Origin of the sequence: Prevotella sp., assembly GCF_036570325.1 — a bacterium.
Lineage (GTDB): Bacteria > Bacteroidota > Bacteroidia > Bacteroidales > Bacteroidaceae > Prevotella.
In genome coordinates this window covers 1-21,765 of sequence record NZ_DATCYK010000134.1, presented here as the reverse complement: position 1 = coordinate 21,765, position 21,765 = coordinate 1, and the positions used below count along the sequence as shown (strand labels likewise).

Sequence of the window (21,765 nt, the reverse complement as noted above, 5' to 3'; positions counted from 1 at the left end):
TGTTGAAGGTTGACCAGATTTTTAACTTCCTTGAGCGTCGTAATGCCCTCGGCCGACCGTTGGTCTCTGTCAGGAACGCTCATAACAAGAATGCTGGCTTCAGGAAATGCGGCGTGAATATTGCGTATCGCTTTCTTCATTCCCTCTATGTAGACTTTAAGAATGGGCACACTGTTGCCCGGAACGGCTTCGTTCAGCCCGTAATGAATGATGATGAGGTCGTAAGGACGCAAGCGGGCGAAATGGGCCAGCGTGGCAACGGGAATGCGACTTAACTGTGTTCCCGAGGAGCCTCGCATGGAAAAATTATCCAATACGACACCTTTTTCTCCCTCTAAGGCCATGCCGTAAAGCGTCGTAGAAGGCGTAACGCCACTGAAACGATAGCTAACCTCCGACATGGACGCAGCCTTTACTTCTATCATTTGTACCTCATGAGACGATTCTGTCACGAAACTGCGGGCCGCGGTTTGCCCTGCGTTCACGCCGACAGTTATCGACCGGGGCGTGTGAAGAAACAACTTAGCCGTTTGCCAAGTGGCAACATTGGGCAACTTCTTGGCACCCAACGTGGTAACTTTGGCTCCCTCGGACGGCACATAATAGCGTTGGGCTATGCCTTGGCGCACGTTATCAAACGGTTTCTTTACCACTGCATACTCCGTTATGCCGCTATAGCGCTGGTTAACCGTGCGCCGAAAGGCCGACATCGGTGTGCCGCAATCGACCCAGCCCACACCCGTTCCGCCGAAATGCTGCTGAAACAAAGCCCTGAAATCACCCGTAAGGATGTCACCTTCTATGAAAGAATCGCCAAAATAAGCTATGCGGACCGGACGATCCAATGACTTTATATGGGCCAATTGGGCGAAGAAGTGGTCCATACCGCCCTTACCACCTTGCGAAAAATCGAGGATGGGCTCAACGCCTTTGGACCATTTCTCCTTAAAATTGATTTTTCGGCCTTGTCGGGTTATGGCCACAACGGGCTTGGATACCTTGGGGACGGGTACCACATCTATATTTTTTTCGTAAATATCGGGAAGTATCTGACTAAGCAGGTTGACATGTCGCAACTCCGTACTGCCGATACAAAGCGTAGGCAGCTGGTGCATGAGCAGCAAAAAAAGCACAACCAAACCGGTCAACACGAAAGTCCTTGCAGACTGATTCATTACATTAACTCTTTAAAATCGGCTGCAAAGGTAGCGAAAAAAACGCAACCACCGGTGTCAAAGGGCTGTTTATATGGGTAAAGCCGTTAATTATTTGTCTATACCAAGTGGGCTTTCGTCACATTACTTTGCCCCTCTTATTCTTCTCAAAATATACTTACACCTTATTAATAATATAGAGCCGCCTCCTACCCAACGGCCAAGCACGGGGAAATAAGGCTTCTTTGGCATGAAAAGAAAATGCTTTCCACTTGTTATTTTTTTCATTTTCATGCCTTTAATAATCAATTAAAATAACTATCTTTGCAAAGAAATATTGAGACATCATCCATGAGTAAGCTTGAATTGACCCATCAGCTACAAGCAACCGTAGACGCTTTGTCCGAGCCATCCTCCATGAAAGGACTGTGCCACAAGCACCGAGATGGGAATCCACTGCCTTCGAGTAAAGCGCTCGAAGCCATTATTGATTTGTCACGTTCAATCTTACTGCCCGGATATTTCGGAAATTCACAAGTCTTTTTCAGTACAATTAAGTACCACATCGGGGTAAGGTTAGAGAAACTCCATGCGCTACTCAGCGAACAGATATTGGCCGGTTTGTGCTTTGCCGACGAGAAAGAATCGGAAAGTACGCAGCAACTCAACCGCCGACGGGCCAAGGCCGGCATAATGGCAGCTAAGGCCATCATGCGTTTTCCCGAGATAAGAAGCCAATTGGCTACCGATGTTGAAGCCGCCTATAAGGGCGACCCGGCCGCCATCAGCCAAGGAGAAGTCATTTCATGCTACCCCGTCATCAAGGCACTCATCAACTATCGTGTGGCCCACGTGCTCCATCAATTGAAAGTTCCTTTGATTCCAAGAATGATGACAGAGCTTGCCCATTCCGAAACGGGTATCGACATACACCCCGGAGCACGTATAGGTAACTACTTTACCATCGACCATGGCACGGGTGTTGTCATCGGTGCGACCTGCATTATCGGCAATCATGTGAAATTGTATCAGGGTGTCACGCTTGGCGCCAAGAGCTTTCCGCTCGATAAAGACGGCAATCCAATAAAGGGAGTGGCACGCCATCCCATCATAAAAGATAATGTTGTTATCTATGCCAACGCCACGATCCTCGGCCGTATCACCATAGGCGAAGGCTGTATCGTAGGTGCCAACACGTGGATTACAAAGGACATGAAGCCCAAAACAAAGAAATATAGAAAAGAAAAAATAGATAATTTAGAAATAGAATTCAATAATGGAACAGGAATTTGAACTCATCGCCAAGACATTTATGGGATTAGAAACCGTCTTGGCCAAGGAGCTCACCCAGCTGGGTGCCAATAACGTGCAAATAGGACGACGCATGGTTTCGTTCACAGGAGACAAGGAAATGATGTATCGGGCCAACTTTCAGTTGCACACTGCTATTCGCATCCTCAAGCCCATTGCCCATTTCACGGCTCGATCGGCTGATGACATGTATGAAGAAGTTCGGAAAATCGATTGGAGCCAATACATAGAGAAGGGAAAAACATTCTCTGTTGACTCTGTCGTTTATTCGGATGAATTCCGTAATTCGCGCTTCGTCACCTACAAAGTCAAAGACGCTATCGTCGATCAATTCCGTGAAAAGACCGGCGAACGCCCCAATATCAGTGTCAGCAATCCTGATATTAGGCTCAACATCCACGTAGCCGAGTACGACGCTACGTTGAGTTTAGACTCCAGTGGTGAGAGTCTGCACCGTCGAGGCTACCGTCAGGAGAGCGTGGAAGCACCGCTCAATGAGGTTTTGGCGGCAGGTATGATCTTGATGACCGGCTGGAATGGCGAAACTGATTTCATCGACCCGATGTGTGGTTCGGGTACTCTCTTGGTAGAAGCCGCCCTCATCGCACGCAATATCAGCCCGGGTGTATTCCGCAAGGAGTTCGCTTTTGAGAAATGGGCTGACTTTGATCAGGAGCTGTTCGATTCCATCTATAACGATGACTCGCAAGAAAGAGAATTTGCACACCATATCTATGGCTACGATATTGACATGAAAGCAGTCAATACGGCTCGGCTGAATGTAAAGGCAGCAGGCCTCACCAAGGAAATCACGGTGGAGCAGCAAGACTTCAAGAACTTCAAAAAGCCGGCTGAAAAGGCCATTATGATAACGAATCCTCCCTATGGTGAGCGTATCTCTACACCCAACCTATTGGGTACTTACAAGATGATTGGCGAACGACTGAAGCACGATTTCGGTGGAAATGACGCATGGATACTCAGCTATCGTGAGGAATGTTTCGATCAAATCGGCTTAAAGCCAAGCATAAAGATACCGGTTTTCAACGGAAGTTTGGAATGCGAATTCCGTAAGTACGCCATGTTCGACGGCAAAATGAAAGAATTTCGGGCCGAAGGAGGTATCGTCAAGACTGACGAAGAGAGGCGAGAAATGGCCCAGAAGCACCGTTTCAAGAAGAACAGAGAGTTCAAGAAGCGCCTCGATGAGCAGGAATCAAACGAGGAAGGCGACATTCGTTCGTTCTCTTTCCACCGCCACGACATTGACTTCGGTGACAAACGAGGCGAGTCCAAAGGCCGTTTCGACAACAAGCGTGGCCGTAACGACGACCGAAAGGAAGGCCGTGGCTTCAAAGGTAATCGTGATTTCAAAGGCGGAAAACGCTTTGATAAAGGCGGAAAGCGCAACGACAAGTTTGGCGGAAAAAGAAAGTTTGCCGCAGATGACGAATAAATGAAAAGATAATGAATAAGATACTGGCTCTTTTAACATCGATAATCCTATCAATGTCAGCACAAGCTCAACAGAAATCTTTTACACTGGAAGACTTGAATTTCGGTGGAACAAACTACCGTAACCTAACTGTCCGCAACCGATGGACGGCATGGTGGGGCGATGAACTTGTGCGGCTGCACATTGATAAATGTGGTCTCATCGACAAGACAAGTGGTAAAGAGAAAACACTGTTTACCCTTAAAGACATAAATCAATGGATAGGAAGCGGAGCAGATGACGGTCTCCGTAGTTTATATCATGCCCAATTCCCCTATGCGGGCAAACCTTTGGTGCTCGTAGAAGGCGACGCGACGAAGTTATTGGTAGACTTTAAAGCCCACAAAGTCGTGTTCCGACAAAGTATCACCAACAAAAACAATGCCGATTGGAGCCCTGTTTCCAAGTTCACTGCCTACACAGAATTGGGCGGTTACAATCTTTTTGTGCGATCATCCAAGGAAAATGATGGTGTAAAAGATACGCAGCTATCCAATGACGGCTCACGCAACATCTTATATGGAACCAGCGTTCACCGTGACGAATTTGGCTACTCAAAAGGTACTTTTTGGTCACCTGACGGCACGAAGTTGGCTTTCACCCGCATGGATCAGACCCAAGTAAACGATTATCCGCTTGTAGATTACTTGGAAAACGACTGGACTCCGGCCCCGGGAGAGTCACGTAGCGCCAAATATGCACCGGAAAAATACCCTATGGCGGGTGAAACGAGCCACAAAGTAACCATCGGTGTATATGACACTAACAGCCAACAAACCATTTATCTCAAGGCCGGAGACCCCACAAACAGATATTTTACCAACCCGGCATGGAGCCCCGACAGCAAAACGGTTTACTTATTTGAGCTAAACCGTGACCAAAACGACTGCCGCCTCGTGAGCTACAATGCCGCGACCGGTGAGAAAATAGCCGAGCTTTATCGTGAAACGGACGCGAAATACGTAGAACCTACCTCTCCCATCGTGTTCCTTCCATGGGACAAGAACCTATTTATCATGCAGAGCCAAAAGGATGGTTACAACCATCTTTACCTGATGGATACACGCGGAAAGCTCATTAAGCAAGTCACATCGGGGACATGGGTGGTGATGGATTTCTTAGGATTCAACGCTAAGAAGCACGCTGTCATCTACTCATCAAACGAATCCAGCCCGCTTCAACGCAACACTTGGATGGCCAATGTAGACAATGGCAAGCGTACTTTGCTTGACAACGGCAAGGGATGGCACAACGCCCAACTGAGCGCAAGCGGTACTTTCCTCGTTGATAACTACTCCGAACCAACAGTTCCACGCAGAATTGAGATTATCGACATCAACAAACTCAAACGCACCAACTACTTCACGGCCCCCAACCCATGGAAAGATTACCGTGTTCCCGAATACAGTTGCGGCACCATTAAGGCTGCCGACGGAACCACGGACTTATACTATCGCATGGTGAAACCCATTGACTTTAATCCCGAAAAGAAATATCCTACCGTGGTATATGTATATGGTGGCCCTCACGCACATAACGTAGATGCACGTTGGCACTACGGTAGCAGGTCGTGGGAAACCTACATGGCGCAGAAAGGATACCTGCTTTTCATCCTTGACAATCGAGGAAGTGAGAACCGGGGAAGAGCTTTCGAGCAAGCAACTTTCAGACAATTGGGCCAAGAAGAAATGAAAGACCAGATGAAAGGCGTGGAATTCTTGAAATCACTGCCTTACGTCGACGCAGACAGATTAGGCGTTCACGGCTGGAGTTTTGGCGGTTTTATGACCATATCCCTCATGACCAATTACCCCGACGTGTTCAAAGTAGGCGTTGCCGGTGGCCCCGTCATCGACTGGAAATGGTATGAGGCGATGTATGGCGAACGCTATATGGATACCCCTGAGGCCAATCCTGAAGGCTATGCCAAGACAAGTTTGCTCAAACAAGCCAAGAACTTGAAAGGCAAACTGCAAGTTATCACCGGTGAGAACGATCCCGTTGTGGTTCCACAACATGCCAAGGCCTTCATTCACCAGTGCATCTTGGATGGCACGCAGCCCGATTTCTTCATGTATCCGGGCGAACCCCACAACATGAGAGGCCATCAGAGCACGCACTTGCATGAGCGTATTACCCAATATTTTGAAGATTATTTGAAATAAAAAATATGAAAATATTATTGTTAGGCGGCGGCGGACGTGAACACGCCCTCGCATGGAAGATAGCCCAAAGTCCCAAGTGTGACCAACTGTACATCGCCCCCGGCAACGCCGGAACGGAAAACTGCGGAAAGAATGTGGCCATTAAGGCCGATGACTTTGAAGCTCTGAAAGATTTTACCGTCGAAAACAATATCGGAATGGTGGTCGTAGGACCTGAAGATCCCTTGGTAAAAGGAATCTACGACAGCTTCAAGACCGACCCGAAGACCCGTAATATCCCCGTGATAGGCCCATCGAAGGCCGGTGCCGTGCTCGAAGGAAGCAAGGATTTTGCGAAAGCTTTCATGAAACGTCACCACATTCCGACGGCCGCCTATGAGACTTTTGATGGCACAACGCTGCAAGAAGGTCTCAAATTCTTAGAAACCTTGCAAGCGCCTTACGTGCTCAAGGCCGATGGTTTGGCTGCCGGCAAAGGCGTACTTATCCTCCCCACACTCGAAGAAGCCCAAAAAGAATTCCGTGAAATGCTGGGCGGCATGTTTGGAAATGCCAGCGCCAAAGTAGTCATTGAGGAATTCTTGAGCGGTATAGAATGCTCCGTTTTCGTACTGACCGATGGCAAGAACTACAAGATTTTGCCCGAAGCCAAGGACTACAAGCGCATTGGCGAGCATGACACGGGACTAAACACAGGCGGTATGGGCAGCGTTTCACCCGTACCGTTTGCCACGACAGCGTGGATGGAAAAGGTAGACCGGCAGATTATCCGCCCCACCGTTGAAGGCTTGGCCGCTGAAAACATTGATTACAAAGGCTTTATTTTCTTCGGTCTTATCAATGTAAACGGTGAGCCGATGGTCATAGAATACAACTGCCGCATGGGCGATCCGGAGACTGAAAGCGTCATGCTGCGCCTCAAAAGCGACATCGTCGACTTGTTTGAAGGCGTTGCCGAGGGTAATCTTGACCAACGAGAGATTGTTTTCGATGAGCGTGCGGCCGTCAGTGTCATGCTGGTAAGCGGAGGATACCCCCAAGAATATAAGAAAGGTTATCCTATCTCAGGCCTTGACAAAGTAGAAAACAGCATTGTATTCCATGCGGGAACCACGGTGAAAGACGGACAGACCGTTACCGATGGCGGCCGTGTCATCGCCGTATCGTCCTATGGGAAAACCAAGGAAGAAGCCTTACAAAAGTCGTTTGAGGAAGCTCAAAAGATAGAATTCATAGGCAAATACTTCAGAAGAGACATAGGACAAGACTTATAAAGCAGCTTACTTGAAAGTAAAAAGATTACAGAACAGAATCGCGGAAAACAGATTCTCCCTGCCAACAACTGCCGTCATAGCGCTGTTGGTATGGATTTCAGCCGGACTGATAAGCCAAGACCTTTGGCTTCAGTTCGGCCTGATGGCCATTGCTACCTATTTTATGGTGGAATTGAACAACCGCAACGTACTCATGAGAACGTACAGTCGAATGGTGTCATGCTCATTCCTTGTGCTCAATCTCACTTGTCTTGACTTGTTCACGGCCAGCGCCGCCACGGGAACCGTGCAACTTTGCTTCGTGCTCCACCTGATATTCCTCTTCCAATCCTATCAGGACAAGCAGTCCATGGGCTCCGTTTTCTTTGCTTTCGCCATGCTTGGAATCGCCAGCTTGTTCTTTATTCAGGCACTGTTCCTTGTTCCGCTGACGTGGTTTCTCATGATGACACGCATCATGTCGATGACATGGCGCGGCTTCTTCGCCTCCATCATGGGCCTGATAGCCCCTTATTGGTTCGTGACGGGACTGCTCGTCTACCAAGGAAAGGCCGAAATGCTCCTCTCACACATACAAGGCATAACCGCTTTTCAGGAGCCAAGCCTCGCCAATATGCCCCCGGCAACACTGCTGGCAGGGCTTATCTTCATCGTGCTGATGGGCATTATAGGAGGGATTCACTTCCTTCGCAACAGCTATTTGGATAAAATACGCACCCGAATGGTCTACGAGGCACTCATCATTCTCTTTGTCTGCCTCGTCATTTTCGTGGTGCTCCAACCCCAACACGCCGCTATGCTCGCGCCATTGCTCATCACCGTCGTGTCACCACTGATAGCTCACTACATCACTTTCACGAAAACATTTATCACAAACGTATCTTTTATATTGATTTTATTGGTCACCGGTCTTTTGGTGATAACTAATTTATGGCTACCCTTACAGACTTTCTTATAGACTGGGGCTATTGGGGCATGCTCTTTTCAGCGTTTTTGGCAGGTAGTTTCCTACCTTTCAGCAGCGAAGTTGTCATGCTGGCCCTATTAGCAGCCGGCCTTCACCCTTGGCAACTCATCCTTTTCGGCACCGTAGGCAACGTGCTCGGCGGACTGTTCAACTACGGTATAGGCCGCATGGGTCGCATGGATTGGATAGAACATTACCTCCACGTGAGCCCCAACCAGCTCGACAGAGCCAAAAGATTTATGCGCGGACATGGTGCTTGGATGGGATTCTTCGCCTTCGTGCCGTTTCTTGGCAGCGCCATCACGATAGTTTTAGGACTTATGAGGTCTAATTTTTTCATCTCACTAATCAGTATTTCTATGGGAAAATTTATCAGATACATCATCTTGGCCATGTCGGTCGTTGGACTGACAGCCTGCACCTACACTCCCAAAACGGCCGGCCGGCAAATCACCGTCAGCATAGAGCCCCTTCGTTTCCTGACCGAACAGATTGCAGGCGACCGCTTCGACGTGAATACTTTGGTCCCGGCAGGCAGCAACCCTGAGATATACGAGCCTACCGCCAAGCAAATCATGGGATTGGCCGGCAGCGACCTTTTCATCAAAGTGGGCAATTTGGGCTTCGAGCGCACATGGATGAAAAAAATGGAGAGCAACGCTCCCCATACCATCATCGTCAACGCATCGGAGAATATCAGGCCTTTGAAGAGCACAAACGGTATTGACGACGCCCACACATGGATGAGTACGGCCAACGCCCGGCTCATTGCCGCCCGCATTTATCGTGCCTTGGCCGAGATAGACAGCAAAGACAGCACCTACTTCAGGGCCAACCTCAACAAACTGATGGATAAAATAAACGAGGTTGACCGCAATATTCAGATGAAACTCACCAAGGACAAGACGCCCGCTTTCCTCATCTATCACCCCGCACTGACCTACTACGCGCAAGAGTATCAGCTCCGCCAAATCCCCGTAGAGGAAGAAGGACGGGAGCCAAGCGCCGCCCAACTACAGCAAGTGATCAACAGTGCCAAGCAGTTAGGCGTGAAAACACTCTTCGTACAGAAAGAGTTTGCCAACCGCAACGTCAGGATCGTGGCCGAGGGCAGTGGCGCGAAAGAGGTCGAAATCAATCCGCTCAGCTACCATTGGGACAAGGAAATGGTGCGCATAGCCGAACTTTTAAAATAACATTTCTATGGCAGTTATCATCCGACTCGACCACATTTCGGCTTCCTATGGCCACATCACGGCCGTGAAAGACATCAGCCTGCAAGTAGAGCACGATGACTTTTTGGCCATATTGGGCCCCAACGGTTGCGGCAAGACTACGTTGGTCAATGTCATTTTAGGACTGAAAACGCCCTGCGAAGGCAAGGTTGTCTATCTGAAAGACAACCAACCTACCGCCTCGCTCAACATGGGTTACCTGCCACAATACAACGACATTGACAAGAATTTTCCCATATCGGTGCGCGAGGTGGTCCTTTCCGGACTCAAGAGCAAGCCTTCTCTTTTTTATCATTACACCAAAACTCAAAAGGCACAAGCCGATGAGGCCATCCTCACCATGGGCCTCGACGCCGTAGCCGACCGAGCCATAGGCACCCTGAGTGGTGGTCAGCTCCAACGAGTGCTGCTGGCCCGGGCCATCGTTTCTAAGCCCGAGGTCATTATTCTCGATGAGCCCAACACCTATATCGACCGCCGTTTTCAGGACGAAATGTACGAAATGCTCCACCGTCTCAACCAAAACTGCGCCATCATCATCGTAAGCCACGACATCGAACGGATGAAGCAAGAAGCCAAACACTTCGTTCAGCTTTGACCAACCCGCCCCTCTTATTTCCCACACTCCCTGCAACATCGGACCAGTCAGACTAGTCAGACTGGTTCGACCCTTTCCCTCATTTATCACTCCACCCACAACCGTTTTCCAAGAGCAGCCCTTTCACCGCCTGAAAGGGCTGCTTTGGCATGGTCAAAAGCCAGCTTTCACACGATGAAAGGCCCGCTTTGACAAACCCGCTTGCCCACGGCTAATCGCTCAATGGAATCTTAGCAAATGTCAAAAAATTTGCTGTTATAAAAATATATCGTATCTTTGCAAGAAGTATTTTGAAACAATAATAACTACAATGAAACAGTACAGATTGGTAGACAATGTCATGGGATGGCTTGCTTTCCTGATAGCAGCGTTCACATATTGCTCTACGATTGAACCGACAGCCAGTTTTTGGGACTGTCCAGAGTTTATAGACACCGGTTACAAGCTCGGAATCGGCCATCCACCCGGAGCACCTTTCTTCATGCTCACGGCCAATCTATTCTCCCAGTTCGCAAGTGACGCCACGCAGGTGGCCCGCTGGGTCAACACGATGAGTGCCTTGCTCAGCGCCACCACCATACTGTTCCTCTTCTGGACCATCACTCACCTCACCCGAAAGCTCATCCTCAAGGATTGGACCGAGCTGAGTTTAGGCAAGCTGATAGCCATAGAAGCCTCGGGATTGGTAGGCGCTCTCATCTATACTTTCAGCGACACGTTTTGGTTTTCGGCCGTAGAAGGCGAGGTTTACGCCTATTCGTCGGCCTTTACCGCCATCGTTTTCTGGCTCATTCTCAAATGGGAAGACCATGCCGATGAGCCTCATAGCGACCGTTGGCTCATTCTTATCTGCTACATGACGGGCCTTAGCATTGGTGTTCACCTGCTCAACCTGCTTTGTATCCCCGCCATCGTTCTGGTATTCTGCTACCGTAAGTTCCCCGAAATCGAGCTCAAAGGCTCACTTTTGGCTTTGGCCGTGTCCTTTGTCATCGTGGCCGGCGTGCTCTATGGCATTGTACCGGGCATTATTACCGTAGGCGGATGGTTTGAATTGCTGTTTGTCAACGTACTTGGTCTCCCCTTCAATACCGGCGAGATTATCTATATCATACTGTTGGTAGCCACCGTTATATGGGCCATTTATGAGAGCTATAACCAACGCAATGAGAAACTTGAGAATATATCGTTCCTCCTTTCCGTGGCCCTGCTGGGCATTCCGTTCTACGGTTATGGCTGGAGCGCAGCTGTCATTGGCGCCATCGTGCTGGCCATTTTGTGGTTCGTGCTCAATTATAAGAAGGTGGTCGACAAGCAGAAGGTAGCTTTCATTTCGTCACGTATCAAGAATACGATGCTTCTCGGCTTCCTTATGATCATGATAGGTTACTCCAGCTATGCCCTCATCGTGATTCGTTCCTCGGCCAATCCGCCGATGGACCAGAACTCACCCGAGGACATCTTTACCCTTGGAAGCTACCTGAGCCGCGACCAATACGGCGACCGTCCCTTGCTCTATGGCCAACCTTACACCGCGCAAGTTAAACTTGAGCAGGAAGGAAACATGTGTAAGCCCGTGGCAAACGAGGGAGCTCCCGTCTATGCACGCAAGGAAAAGAAGTCCAAAGACGAGAAAGACTCTTACTTCATCGTAACTCATAAGAACCATTATGTGTACGCTCAAAACATGCTCTTCCCACGCATGCACAGCAACGACCACGCCGAAGCCTACGAAGAGTGGATGGGTGGTGTCGATGGTAACGAGGTTCCTTACGACCGTTGTGGTGAACCGATGTCTATAAAGGTGCCCACACAGTTTGAGAACATCCGTTTCTTCCTCTCCTACCAATGCAATTTCATGTATTGGCGCTACTTTATGTGGAACTTCGCAGGCCGTCAGAACGACATTCAAGGCAATGGAGAACTCGAGCATGGCAACTGGATTACCGGCATATCACTCATTGATAACGCCCGATTAGGCGACCAAAGCCAGCTCCCCGATGACCTTCGGAACAATAAGGGACACAATGTGTTCTACTGCTTACCGCTCTTGTTAGGCCTCATCGGTCTGTTTTGGCAGGCGTGGAGAGGCAAACGAGGCATTCGTCAGTTCTGGGTTGTCTTCTTCTTGTTCTTCATGACGGGCCTCGCCATTGTCATTTACCTCAACCAAACGCCCATGCAGCCGCGCGAACGTGACTATGCTTACGCCGGATCGTTCTACGCTTTCGCTATATGGTGTGGCATTGGAGTGGCCGCCATCATTGATTTGCTTAAGAAATACATCAAGGTCAACGACGTTGTCTTGGCCTCGGTGGCAGGCCTTATCTGCCTTCTCGTACCCGTACAGATGGCCAGTCAGACATGGGACGACCACGATCGCTCCGGCCGTTATGCCTGCCGTGACTTCGGGCAGAACTATCTGATGACTTTACAAGACAAGGGTAACCCCATCATTTTCACCAATGGCGATAATGACACCTTCCCCTTGTGGTACAATCAGGACGTGGAAGGCGTACGAACCGACGCCCGTGTCTGCAATCTCAGCTATCTTCAGACCGATTGGTACATTGATCAGATGAAGCGACCGGCCTACACTTCGCCCACCGCTCCTATCACTTGGTCGCGCCTCGATTACTGTCAGGGCACCAACGAATACGTTCCCATACAACCGGAACTGAAGAATCAGATTCTCGAATTCTATAAACAGAATCCTCAACAAGCCAAACAGCAGTTTGGCGATGAGCCGTTTGAGCTGAAGAACATCCTGAAACATTGGGTGCTCGAGGGCCGTGGAGAGCTTCATGTCATCCCCACCGACACGGTGTATGTCACCATTGACAAGGAAGCCGTGAAGCGTAGTGGCATGCTGATGGCCTCTGACACCATCCCGGACCGCATGATTATCTCGCTCGCAAAGAAGAACGCGCTCTATAAGGGCGACCTCATGATGCTCGAAATGATAGCCAACGCCAATTGGACACGCCCACTCTACGTGGCTACAACGGTAGGTGAGAAGCACTACATGAACCTTGGCGATAACTTCGTGAAGGAAGGATTGGCCAACCGTATCACGCCTTTCACCACGATAGACCCCAGCCGCAGCAAGAATTATGACACCGAAAAGGTGTATAACAACATGATGAAGCGCTACAAGTACGGCAATCTGAAGCAGAAAGGCCTTTACCTTGACGAGACTGTCCTGCGACTTGTATATACCCATCGCCGGCTGTTTGCCGAATTGGCGACCCACCTTATTCAGGAGGGACAGAAGGAAAAAGCCATTCAAGTGCTTGCCAAATGCGAGCGTGAGATACCGACTTACAACGTTCCTTACAGCTTCTTGAGCGGTGGCACCGACTTAGCCGCAGCCTACTCGCTGGTTGGCAACAAGGCCAAAGCCCGTGAGGTAATCAACGCCGTATGGAAAGAAGCCGACCAATATGTCAAGTGGTATCTTGCGCTGGATAGCGGCAAGTTCAGCTTCTCCATGTCTTCCTGCCTGCGCCAGCTTAGCATTATGCACAGCGTTATCAACACGACACGCTTCATCGACGCGGCTTTGGCCGACAAACAGAACCGCCAATTCGAGAACTATTATAAGCTCTACCAAGGCAAAGGCGGTCTTTTGCCCGAGGAATAACGTATATTTGCCCGAAGAATAACGCATTAAAGAGATAGACGGATGATAATAGAACAACCCGCAAAATGGCTCCGCTGGATTTACCCGCGTGCCCTTTGGAGGATGGATAAGAAGGATCATTCCGTCTATCTCACGTTTGATGACGGGCCCATTCCCGAATCCACGCCGTTTATTTTAGAGACTTTGGCCAAGTACAACGTGAAGGGCACCTTCTTCATGGTGGGCGAAAACGTGCTCCGTTACCACGATCTCTATAACGACATCGTCAACGCCGGCCACCAAGTTGGCAACCACACGTTCAACCACATGGGCTCTTTTAAGCACTGGACGCTTAGCTATGCCCTGAACGCAAGCAAGGCCAACGAGCTTATCCACGCCCATCTTTTCCGCCCACCCCACGGCTGGATGCGGGCCAGCGTCTATTGGTGGCTCTCCCGCCAATACACCATCGTCATGTGGGACTTGGTCACCCGCGACTATTCCAAGTGGCTTACGGGCGAGGATGTGCTCAATAATGTCAAGCGGTTTGCCCGCAACGGCAGTATCATAACGTTCCATGACTCGCTCAAGAGCATTGAAAAACTCAAGTATGCCTTGCCCAAATCAATCGAATGGTTAAAAGAACAAGGATATGAATTCAAGACTTTTGACTGATAAAATCAAAGCCGAGGCAGCCCGTCTCGGCTTTTTTGCGTGTGGCATAGCCAAGGCCGAGCCCGTGGATGACAAGATGTCGAGGCAGCTAAGGTCATGGTTGGCCAACGGACATCACGCAGGCATGGACTACATGGCCAACTATACCGACATGCGCCTTGACCCGCGGCGGCTCATGCCGGGCCTTAAAAGCATTGTCAGCGTAGCGCTCAACTACGCACCGGCCCACTGTCCCGACGCCGAAGAGTACCAATTGGCCGCCTACGCCTTGGGAAAGGACTATCACGACATTGTTAAAGCCAAGCTACGGCAGCTCGCCGTCGCCATAGGAGCGGTGGACTGCCTTTATCAACCACAAGCCGCCGACACCTCGCAGGCCGATGACGACACGCTCACCTGCCGCATCTTTGTCGACTCGGGGCCCGTGCTGGAACGCTATTGGGCCGAGAAAGCAGGCTTGGGATGGATAGGTCGCAACCACCAACTCATCATTCCGTTTGCCGGAAGCATGTTTTTCTTAGGCGAGCTGTTCCTTTCCGCCGAATTGGAATACGACCAACCGATGGGCAACCGCTGCGGAAAATGCCACAAATGTATAGACGCCTGCCCCACCGGAGCTATCCGGTTAGAGAGTACAACCTTTGATTCGGAGCGCTGTTTGAGCTATCAGCTCATCGAGAATAGGGGCAATCTGTCCGCCGAAGCACAACAAGCGATGGGCAATACCATCTATGGATGCGACCGTTGTCAGCAAGCCTGCCCGTGGAACCGCTTCGCCAAGCCCAACACCACGCCCGAGCTGCAACCCAGCGAGGCGCTCCTCAACATGCGACGCAGCAATTGGCAGGAGTTGACCGAGGAACAATATCGCAACCTTTTTAAGGGAAGCGCAGTCAAAAGAGTGAAATACGCCGGCCTGAAACGCAACATCGAAGCCGCCATACGCCACACGGCAAAGGCGCAACAGCCCGACCGACACGAAACCAATGCCACGCTTCCACCCGATAAGGACTAAGCGATGGCCGGCTGACCACGGTCATTATCCACCCAAAATCCTATCTTTTCAAAAAAATATCACCACAAACGAAAAGTCAAAACACCACGTCACGACAAATCATTCTTTACAAAATATACATCCCTTCACCATTTACGACTACATTATGAATGAAATAGAACAAGCCGTACAGGCCTTTTTCCACTCCTTCGCCCTGCGCGTTCTCAATGAGGCCGGGGCCAATCCCGACAGTCCACAAGCCGTAAAACAAGCCTTGCTGGAACATTATGAGCACATTTATCCGGCCTTCAGCCAAACCGAAATCTTCAAATCGTGTCCCGAAGGCTCGGCCCGCTACCTCACGATGGTGGAGGCTTACCGATACAACTTCACGCTGCTGCTCGAAGGAAAAATCCCATAACACAAAACTGAACAATATGAACAAGAAAGTTTCAGAACAGAGAAAGGACAAGCTGAAGCAAAGTAATCTCTACTTGCGGATGCAGAAAATAACCCTGCTTTTAGACCAATACCACCTCGATGGCGCCATAGGTCTCATTCCGGGAGGTATCGGCGACATGGTCACAGCCCTCTTTTCGCTCGTCCATGTCTACTTCAGCCTATTCAAGTTACGGTCCATCCCCCTCACGCTGGCTATCCTCAACAATAGCCTTCGTGACATTTTCATGGGCCTGATACCCTTTTACGTGGGCGACGTTATCGACTTCTTCCACCGCTCCAACAAGAAAAACATGCAGCTGATAGACGGTTTTGTCAACCACGACTCGCACATCATCAGCGAGATTAACCGTAAAGCAGTCTATAGCCTGCTCGTCTTCATCAGCCTACTGATAGCCATCGGTCTCATGATATGGCTTATCATCACGCTGATAGGAAAGCTCGGCACCGTGCTGTTTACCTAACATTATCCTCCACAAAGGTCATGACAAGGCGGCGGAACGCCCACGCAAACATTCAGAAAATACTTTACAAAAAAACTCAAATCCTTGCGATTTTTTCATCAAAACAGTCTTTCGGTGGAAAAATCGCAAGGATTTTACTATTTAATCATCTGACTAATAATCAACAACTTACACATATCAAAATCTACAAACCTACGCCATAGCCGGCCGATAAGCCCCCTTCTGACCGGCCAAAGCAGCCCTTTCGTGTGCCCAAAGAGGGCTTTTCACTTCACCGTCATGACCCTTTCAGCTGCTCAAAAGCCAAAAACAGCCAACTCGAAACACTGCTTTCGGCCGGGCACAGCCGTCCATCCATGATTTTATAGCTACCTTTTCAGCTATTTTTCACGTAAAAACGAGTCCGTGAAACGCCACTCCTCGCTATATGACGCTAAAACAAACAGCGTTTTAAAGTGAATATTTCTTTACATAACCGGCCTAATACGCCCGCGCAAAGTCTCGCCTTACATTACCCACCCCATCACCCACCAACCGCGACGAGGGCCATAACGCCCCTGCCATTCTTAGCCAAGAAAACCATCAAAGATGACAAATAACACTTATTTTCCATTGGAAAATGTTAACAAGAGGTGGTTTTTAGTTAAGTAATATTTATTTTCCAACGGAAATTTTGTCGCATGGCAACCTTCTATTATCTTTGCATCAGTTTCCAAAGGAAAATAAAATTAAAGGGAGAGAATCACCTCCCAAAACATTAAAAGAACAACGACAATGAAAAGAGCCACACTGATTCTCACCGTCATGGCAGCAATGGCCCTGACTGCTTGCTCAGCCAACAGCGGCAAAAAAGACAACAACACAAAACAAGTAAATAAAGTATCAACAAATAAAACTAAAAAAAATATGACAGTACAAGAATTAACTACCAGCGCGTTCAAGACCAAAGTAATGGACTACGAGAAACATCCGAAGGAGTGGGTGTTTGAAGGTGACAAGCCGGCCATCATCGATTTCTACGCCACATGGTGCGGTCCATGCAAGGCCACAGCGCCTATCTTGGAAGAATTGGCCAACGACTACGCCGGAAAGATTGACGTTTACAAGGTCGACGTAGACCAACAGCAGGAATTGGCAGCCCTCTTCGGCGTGCGTTCTATCCCCTCGCTGCTCTTCATTCCTAAAGACGGACAGCCCCAAATGCAGGTAGGCGCCATGAACAAGCAGCAGTTTGAACAGGCCATCAAGTCTACACTGTTAAAGTAAGGAGACGGAATGGATCAGGAATGTATCCGTCGTATCAGGACCATTTATCGTGAGATTGCCGCTTTTGAAGGCTCCCTGCAACAAAGGCTGGGGCTCAATATCAACGAGGCAATGCTGTTATGCCTGATCGATGACAAAGAACATATATCCTCGGGAGAGATTGCCGACGAGATGAACTTGACCCCTTCCAACGCATCAAAAGTAATCGCCTCACTCGAAAAGGGCGGTCTCATCCGTCGCAAAGCTTGCAAAGAGGACAAGCGTTGCATGAAGTTCACCATCAGCACAAGGGGCAAAGACTTGCTGCACGAGCTGAATTGTGACTCGCTGCAACTACCAACCGAACTGCAAGAACTGTCTGACCAAGTGGCCCAAGCCGAACTATAATTTTATTTTTTCCCGTAAAATAGCGCGAACAAGTGCAATAAGAGTTTCTTCTTAAATTGCTGAATACTGCCTATTTTCTACAAAAAAATGTGCCGCCGGAAGCTCTTTTCCGGTGGCACGTTTGCTTTTTATCAATCCGAAGGTCTTAATTCGGCCGACTTAACGACCGCTCTACGACGTTTTCCATTTAACTTTTACTTGCTCCAAGACCTTTATAAAGCCCTCAAACAACAAGCTATCGGTTGTTTCCTTTTTGCTCTTTATCTACTCCAAGGCCCTAATTCAGTTTGTAACTCAAACCTACCGAGGCGTAAATAGGATAAAGGGTCTGCTCTATGGTCTTGAAATCAGAACGATGAATGCCCGTCAGTCCCCAATTGAGTTCCACGAAACAACCCAATCGCCGATAGAAATTCCAATCGGCACCGAGGGCCAATCCCACCTGAAAACGGCGCATGTCCGAGGTAAAATCGTAGTCGCCACGCTGTCCGGGCTCACTACCAATGTTGACCTTGGCCCCCGTCGGGTCGCCCACTCGCAAATAACCTTCGTGCGCATAGCCCGAGAAATCGCGTGAAAACACATAAGACACGTAAGGACCGAGCCTTAATCGCCACGCCTCGGATGGGTGCCAAGTAGCCTGAACGGGCACGGTGACCATCCATTCACGCACTTTGGTCCTCACACTTCCTGTAAATTGCCCCTCAAGCACCTGCGTTCCCTTGGCTATTTGCATGTGATAATTCTTCACTTGGGCGTCAACATTCATGCCTTTGTTCTCTATGTGCAGTCCCACAAGCACGCCCACACCATGCGTCAACGGCTTTTCGGCGTCAATACCAGCCTGAAAGCTCGGGGTAAGTTCATAGCTGCTGAGCTTTCGGATGGTCGCCGGCAAGCCCACGGGGGCCGTTCCGCCAAGGTTATAACCCAAGCGTGCGCTGTAAGTTACGCCATCAAGAATACATTGCTGCGCCGACATCATAAGGGCGAACATCGACATGAGCACCGTCAAACTTATCTTTTTCATTCTTTTACATCCTCCTTTTCACAAATAATTTTCACTTTATCAACCATCAGTTTTGAGCCAACGGCCCCAATGAAATTATCGCCCTGACGGCTCGATGAGAACACGATGGCCAAGCTATAGCCACGGTTGGCCAGCAAATCAAGGTCGATTTCATTGGTATATTTGAACTCCAAATCGAATGAAGTCCACTTATCCATGGGCTTCACGGGGCCCATATCGGCTATAGCCACGATGAGTTCGCTCGTCTTCACGTTGGTTCCGTCTAATACGAAGGCCTTTCCATCAGCGTCATGATTGCGATAGAACACGGCGTAAATGGAACCTTCATCGGTTTGGTCCTTGATAGGCTTACTCTTACGGTCGGTCAGTTTCTCTCCGGGTGCATATTGGTAATACCCCGTAAAATGAAGAGGTTTACGGTCGAAAGGCCGCCCAAACTGGGTGGCATGCAAGGGATCGAGGGACGCACTTTCCACGTTAAAGGTGCCATAGAACAAGTTGCCGGCCGCAATTGGCATACTCGCAATCCATCCAAATAAGCCTGTGGACCGAGTAACAAGCTGTACTCCTTTGCCCTCAAAGCCCTCGTCAATGGAGAAAGAGGGAAATTCCTTCTCGCTCTTTCCCGAAGCCGTGATGGCGAAAGCACCATTACCCGTGGCCCAATCGGTTGTCAGTGTGCCGTCTTCGTGCAATTCCTGCCACTCATAATATTTGGTCTTACTGCCTATTCCCGCCAAAGTAACATGCTCAAAATCGAAATTAACCTCGTCGTTCACCATCTTTGTTTCGTGCTTCACCGCCAAGCGATAGGTACGATGATAGGCTCCGTCCTGCGAAGTGACCGTATAGACAACCGGACCTTGGCTGAAGTCTTGGGCCGAACCACTGGCCGGAACAATCGAAGCACCATCAGTAATCTTGAAGACCGGGGCCAACGAGGTTATATCAGCCCTACGTCTGACGCTGAAAGTTATATCAGTAACGGTTGAGGAAACGCTTTGCACTGTGTCAGTGGCATTATAAAACACTTCTTCGGGCTGCTCCAAATGGAACGATATGGCCTCTATGTCGCATTCGGCATTGAGCGGCTCATCTTGCACACACGATAAAATGAGGGTACACAACAGCGGTACCAACATTATCTTTAATAATACTTTCATCATAATACCTATTCACAATAATCGCCGCAAAGTTACGAAAAGTTTGCCAAAAGCCCTTTCTGACCCTATATAAATAGGTGATAATTTGCGTCTTTTAAGCCTTGAAAGGTGCCAAAAGCTACACGTAATTATTCCAAAAGTTAGCCCTTTTCACTTTGTCAGCCAAATTAAATGATGTATCTTTGCACTCCAAGCAAAAGGAAAAATGATAGTTTGCATAGCAGAGAAACCCAGCGTAGGAAGAGACATAGCCCGCATTATCGGCGCCACAACCGACAAGAAAACCTATATGGAGGGCAATGGCTATCAGGTAACATGGACCTTTGGTCACCTCTGTTGCCTGAAAGAGCCCAATGACTATTCGGAAAACTGGAAGCATTGGAGCTTGGGCGCCCTGCCCATGATTCCCCCACGATTCGGTATCAAGCTGATTGAGGATCAGGGAATCAAGAACCAATTTGCCACGATAGAGAAGCTCATGCAGGCTGCCGATGGTATCATTAACTGCGGTGACGCCGGTCAGGAGGGTGAACTTATCCAACGATGGGTCATGCAGAAAGCGCAAGCCAAGTGCCCGGTAAAGCGTTTATGGATTAGTTCCATGACCGATGAAGCCATCCGCGAGGGCTTTCAAAACCTCAAAGATCAGGACGACTATCAGTCACTTTACTTGGCGGGACTCTCCCGAGCCATAGGTGATTGGATATTGGGAATGAACGCCACGCGCCTATATACACTGAAGTACGGGCAGAATAGGCAGGTATTGAGCATAGGACGCGTGCAGACACCGACCTTGGCGCTCATTGTGAACCGACAAAAGGAAATCGATAACTTCAAGCCCGAGCCTTATTGGATTCTCGCAACCATCTATCGGGAGACTCAATTCACCGCGACCAAAGGTAAATTCACCAGCAAGGAGGAGGGTGAACAGGCCTTTGCCACCATTGAGGGCAAGCCTTTCACCATCACGAGTGTAACGAAGAAGAAGGGCATAGAGAACCCGCCACACCTTTACGACCTCACATCGTTGCAGGTAGACTGCAACAAGAAGTTTGGCTATTCGGCCGAAGCAACCCTCAATCTCATTCAAAGTCTGTATGAAAAGAAGGTAACGACCTATCCGCGTGTGGACACTCAGTATCTCAGTGACGACATTTACCCCAAGTGTCCTCAGATAATGAATGGCATTTTTCAAACCAAATACGCCGGACAAGCCCCCTATGCCGAGCTCGTCAGGCCATTGGGAGGCAAACCTCTGCCCAAAAGCAAGAAGGTATTTGACTCGTCTAAGGTGACCGATCACCATGCCATCATCCCTACCGGCGTAGTTCCGCAGGGACTGAGCGACATGGAACGCCATGTATTCGACCTCGTTACACGCCGCTTTATCAGCGTTTTCTATCCGGATTGTAAGTTCTCCACCACGACCGTATTGGGCGAAATAGATGGCATAGAGTTCAAAACATCGGGCAAAGAGATACTCGATCCGGGCTGGCATGTGGTCTA

The 21,765-nt window shown here is 49.2% G+C and carries 18 protein-coding genes; 15 read left to right on the top strand and 3 right to left on the bottom strand.

Annotated features, from left to right (window positions below; genetic code table 11):
- The coding region (locus tag VIR50_RS12075) for a hypothetical protein (protein ID WP_331935363.1) at positions 1 to 1,175 on the bottom strand (1,175 nt) is incomplete at its 3' end.
- Between the two features lie 330 nt (positions 1,176 to 1,505).
- Here VIR50_RS12075 and VIR50_RS12070 point away from each other — a divergent pair.
- The 14 genes from VIR50_RS12070 (at position 1,506) to VIR50_RS12005 (ending at position 18,066) form a co-directional block, all read left to right on the top strand.
- Positions 1,506 to 2,447, top strand: a complete 942-nt coding sequence (locus VIR50_RS12070) for a serine O-acetyltransferase (RefSeq protein ID WP_331935362.1) — start codon at positions 1,506 to 1,508, stop codon at positions 2,445 to 2,447.
- Positions 2,431 to 3,921, top strand: a complete 1,491-nt coding sequence (locus VIR50_RS12065) for a THUMP domain-containing class I SAM-dependent RNA methyltransferase (protein WP_331935361.1) — start codon at positions 2,431 to 2,433, stop codon at positions 3,919 to 3,921. The genes VIR50_RS12070 and VIR50_RS12065 overlap by 17 nt, the downstream gene beginning before the upstream one ends.
- A gap of 11 nt (positions 3,922 to 3,932) precedes the next feature.
- Positions 3,933 to 6,125 carry a S9 family peptidase gene (locus tag VIR50_RS12060; RefSeq protein WP_331935360.1) on the top strand — a complete coding sequence of 731 codons (2,193 nt, stop codon included), beginning with the start codon at positions 3,933 to 3,935 and terminating at the stop codon, positions 6,123 to 6,125.
- Between the two features lie 5 nt (positions 6,126 to 6,130).
- Positions 6,131 to 7,399: a phosphoribosylamine--glycine ligase gene (gene purD / locus VIR50_RS12055; protein WP_331935359.1), complete on the top strand. Its 1,269-nt coding sequence runs from the start codon at positions 6,131 to 6,133 to the stop codon at positions 7,397 to 7,399.
- A 10-nt stretch (positions 7,400 to 7,409) separates the two neighbouring features.
- On the top strand, positions 7,410 to 8,357 hold the full coding sequence (locus VIR50_RS12050) for a hypothetical protein (protein WP_331935358.1): 948 nt from the start codon (positions 7,410 to 7,412) through the stop codon (positions 8,355 to 8,357).
- Entirely contained in the window at positions 8,330 to 9,562 is a 1,233-nt protein-coding gene (locus tag VIR50_RS12045) for a metal ABC transporter solute-binding protein, Zn/Mn family (protein WP_331935357.1), read from the top strand. The genes VIR50_RS12050 and VIR50_RS12045 overlap by 28 nt, the downstream gene beginning before the upstream one ends.
- Before the next feature lie 7 nt (positions 9,563 to 9,569).
- A complete protein-coding gene (locus VIR50_RS12040; protein WP_331935356.1) occupies positions 9,570 to 10,199 on the top strand; it encodes a metal ABC transporter ATP-binding protein in 630 nt (209 codons plus the stop codon).
- 310 nt (positions 10,200 to 10,509) lie between these two features.
- Entirely contained in the window at positions 10,510 to 13,842 is a 3,333-nt protein-coding gene (locus VIR50_RS12035) for a protein O-mannosyl-transferase family (protein ID WP_331935355.1), read from the top strand.
- A gap of 42 nt (positions 13,843 to 13,884) precedes the next feature.
- Positions 13,885 to 14,496 (top strand): polysaccharide deacetylase family protein, encoded by a 612-nt coding sequence (locus VIR50_RS12030; protein ID WP_331935354.1) that lies wholly within the window; start codon positions 13,885 to 13,887, stop codon positions 14,494 to 14,496.
- On the top strand, positions 14,474 to 15,511 hold the full coding sequence (queG, locus tag VIR50_RS12025) for a tRNA epoxyqueuosine(34) reductase QueG (RefSeq protein ID WP_331935353.1): 1,038 nt from the start codon (positions 14,474 to 14,476) through the stop codon (positions 15,509 to 15,511). Before VIR50_RS12030 ends, queG begins: the two co-directional genes overlap by 23 nt.
- 145 nt (positions 15,512 to 15,656) lie before the next feature.
- On the top strand, positions 15,657 to 15,911 hold the full coding sequence (locus tag VIR50_RS12020; protein WP_331935352.1) for a hypothetical protein: 255 nt from the start codon (positions 15,657 to 15,659) through the stop codon (positions 15,909 to 15,911).
- Positions 15,912 to 15,927: 16 nt separating this feature from the next.
- Positions 15,928 to 16,413, top strand: coding sequence for a DUF4112 domain-containing protein (locus VIR50_RS12015; protein WP_331935351.1), 486 nt, complete (start codon positions 15,928 to 15,930; stop codon positions 16,411 to 16,413).
- A gap of 774 nt (positions 16,414 to 17,187) precedes the next feature.
- Complete coding sequence (gene trxA, locus VIR50_RS12010) at positions 17,188 to 17,679, top strand: thioredoxin (protein WP_331935350.1); 492 nt, start codon at positions 17,188 to 17,190, stop codon at positions 17,677 to 17,679.
- A gap of 9 nt (positions 17,680 to 17,688) precedes the next feature.
- On the top strand, positions 17,689 to 18,066 hold the full coding sequence (locus tag VIR50_RS12005) for a MarR family transcriptional regulator (RefSeq protein ID WP_331935349.1): 378 nt from the start codon (positions 17,689 to 17,691) through the stop codon (positions 18,064 to 18,066).
- A 277-nt stretch (positions 18,067 to 18,343) separates the two neighbouring features.
- On the opposite strand, the gene VIR50_RS12000 is transcribed toward VIR50_RS12005, so the two are convergent.
- Positions 18,344 to 19,096 (bottom strand): porin family protein, encoded by a 753-nt coding sequence (locus VIR50_RS12000; RefSeq protein ID WP_331935348.1) that lies wholly within the window; start codon positions 19,094 to 19,096, stop codon positions 18,344 to 18,346.
- Positions 19,093 to 20,262 carry a PCMD domain-containing protein gene (locus VIR50_RS11995; RefSeq protein ID WP_331935347.1) on the bottom strand — a complete coding sequence of 390 codons (1,170 nt, stop codon included), beginning with the start codon at positions 20,260 to 20,262 and terminating at the stop codon, positions 19,093 to 19,095. Before VIR50_RS11995 ends, VIR50_RS12000 begins: the two co-directional genes overlap by 4 nt.
- A 202-nt stretch (positions 20,263 to 20,464) precedes the next feature.
- Between VIR50_RS11995 and VIR50_RS11990 the strand changes: the two genes are divergently transcribed.
- The coding region (locus tag VIR50_RS11990; RefSeq protein ID WP_331935346.1) for a DNA topoisomerase at positions 20,465 to 21,765 on the top strand (1,301 nt) is incomplete at its 3' end.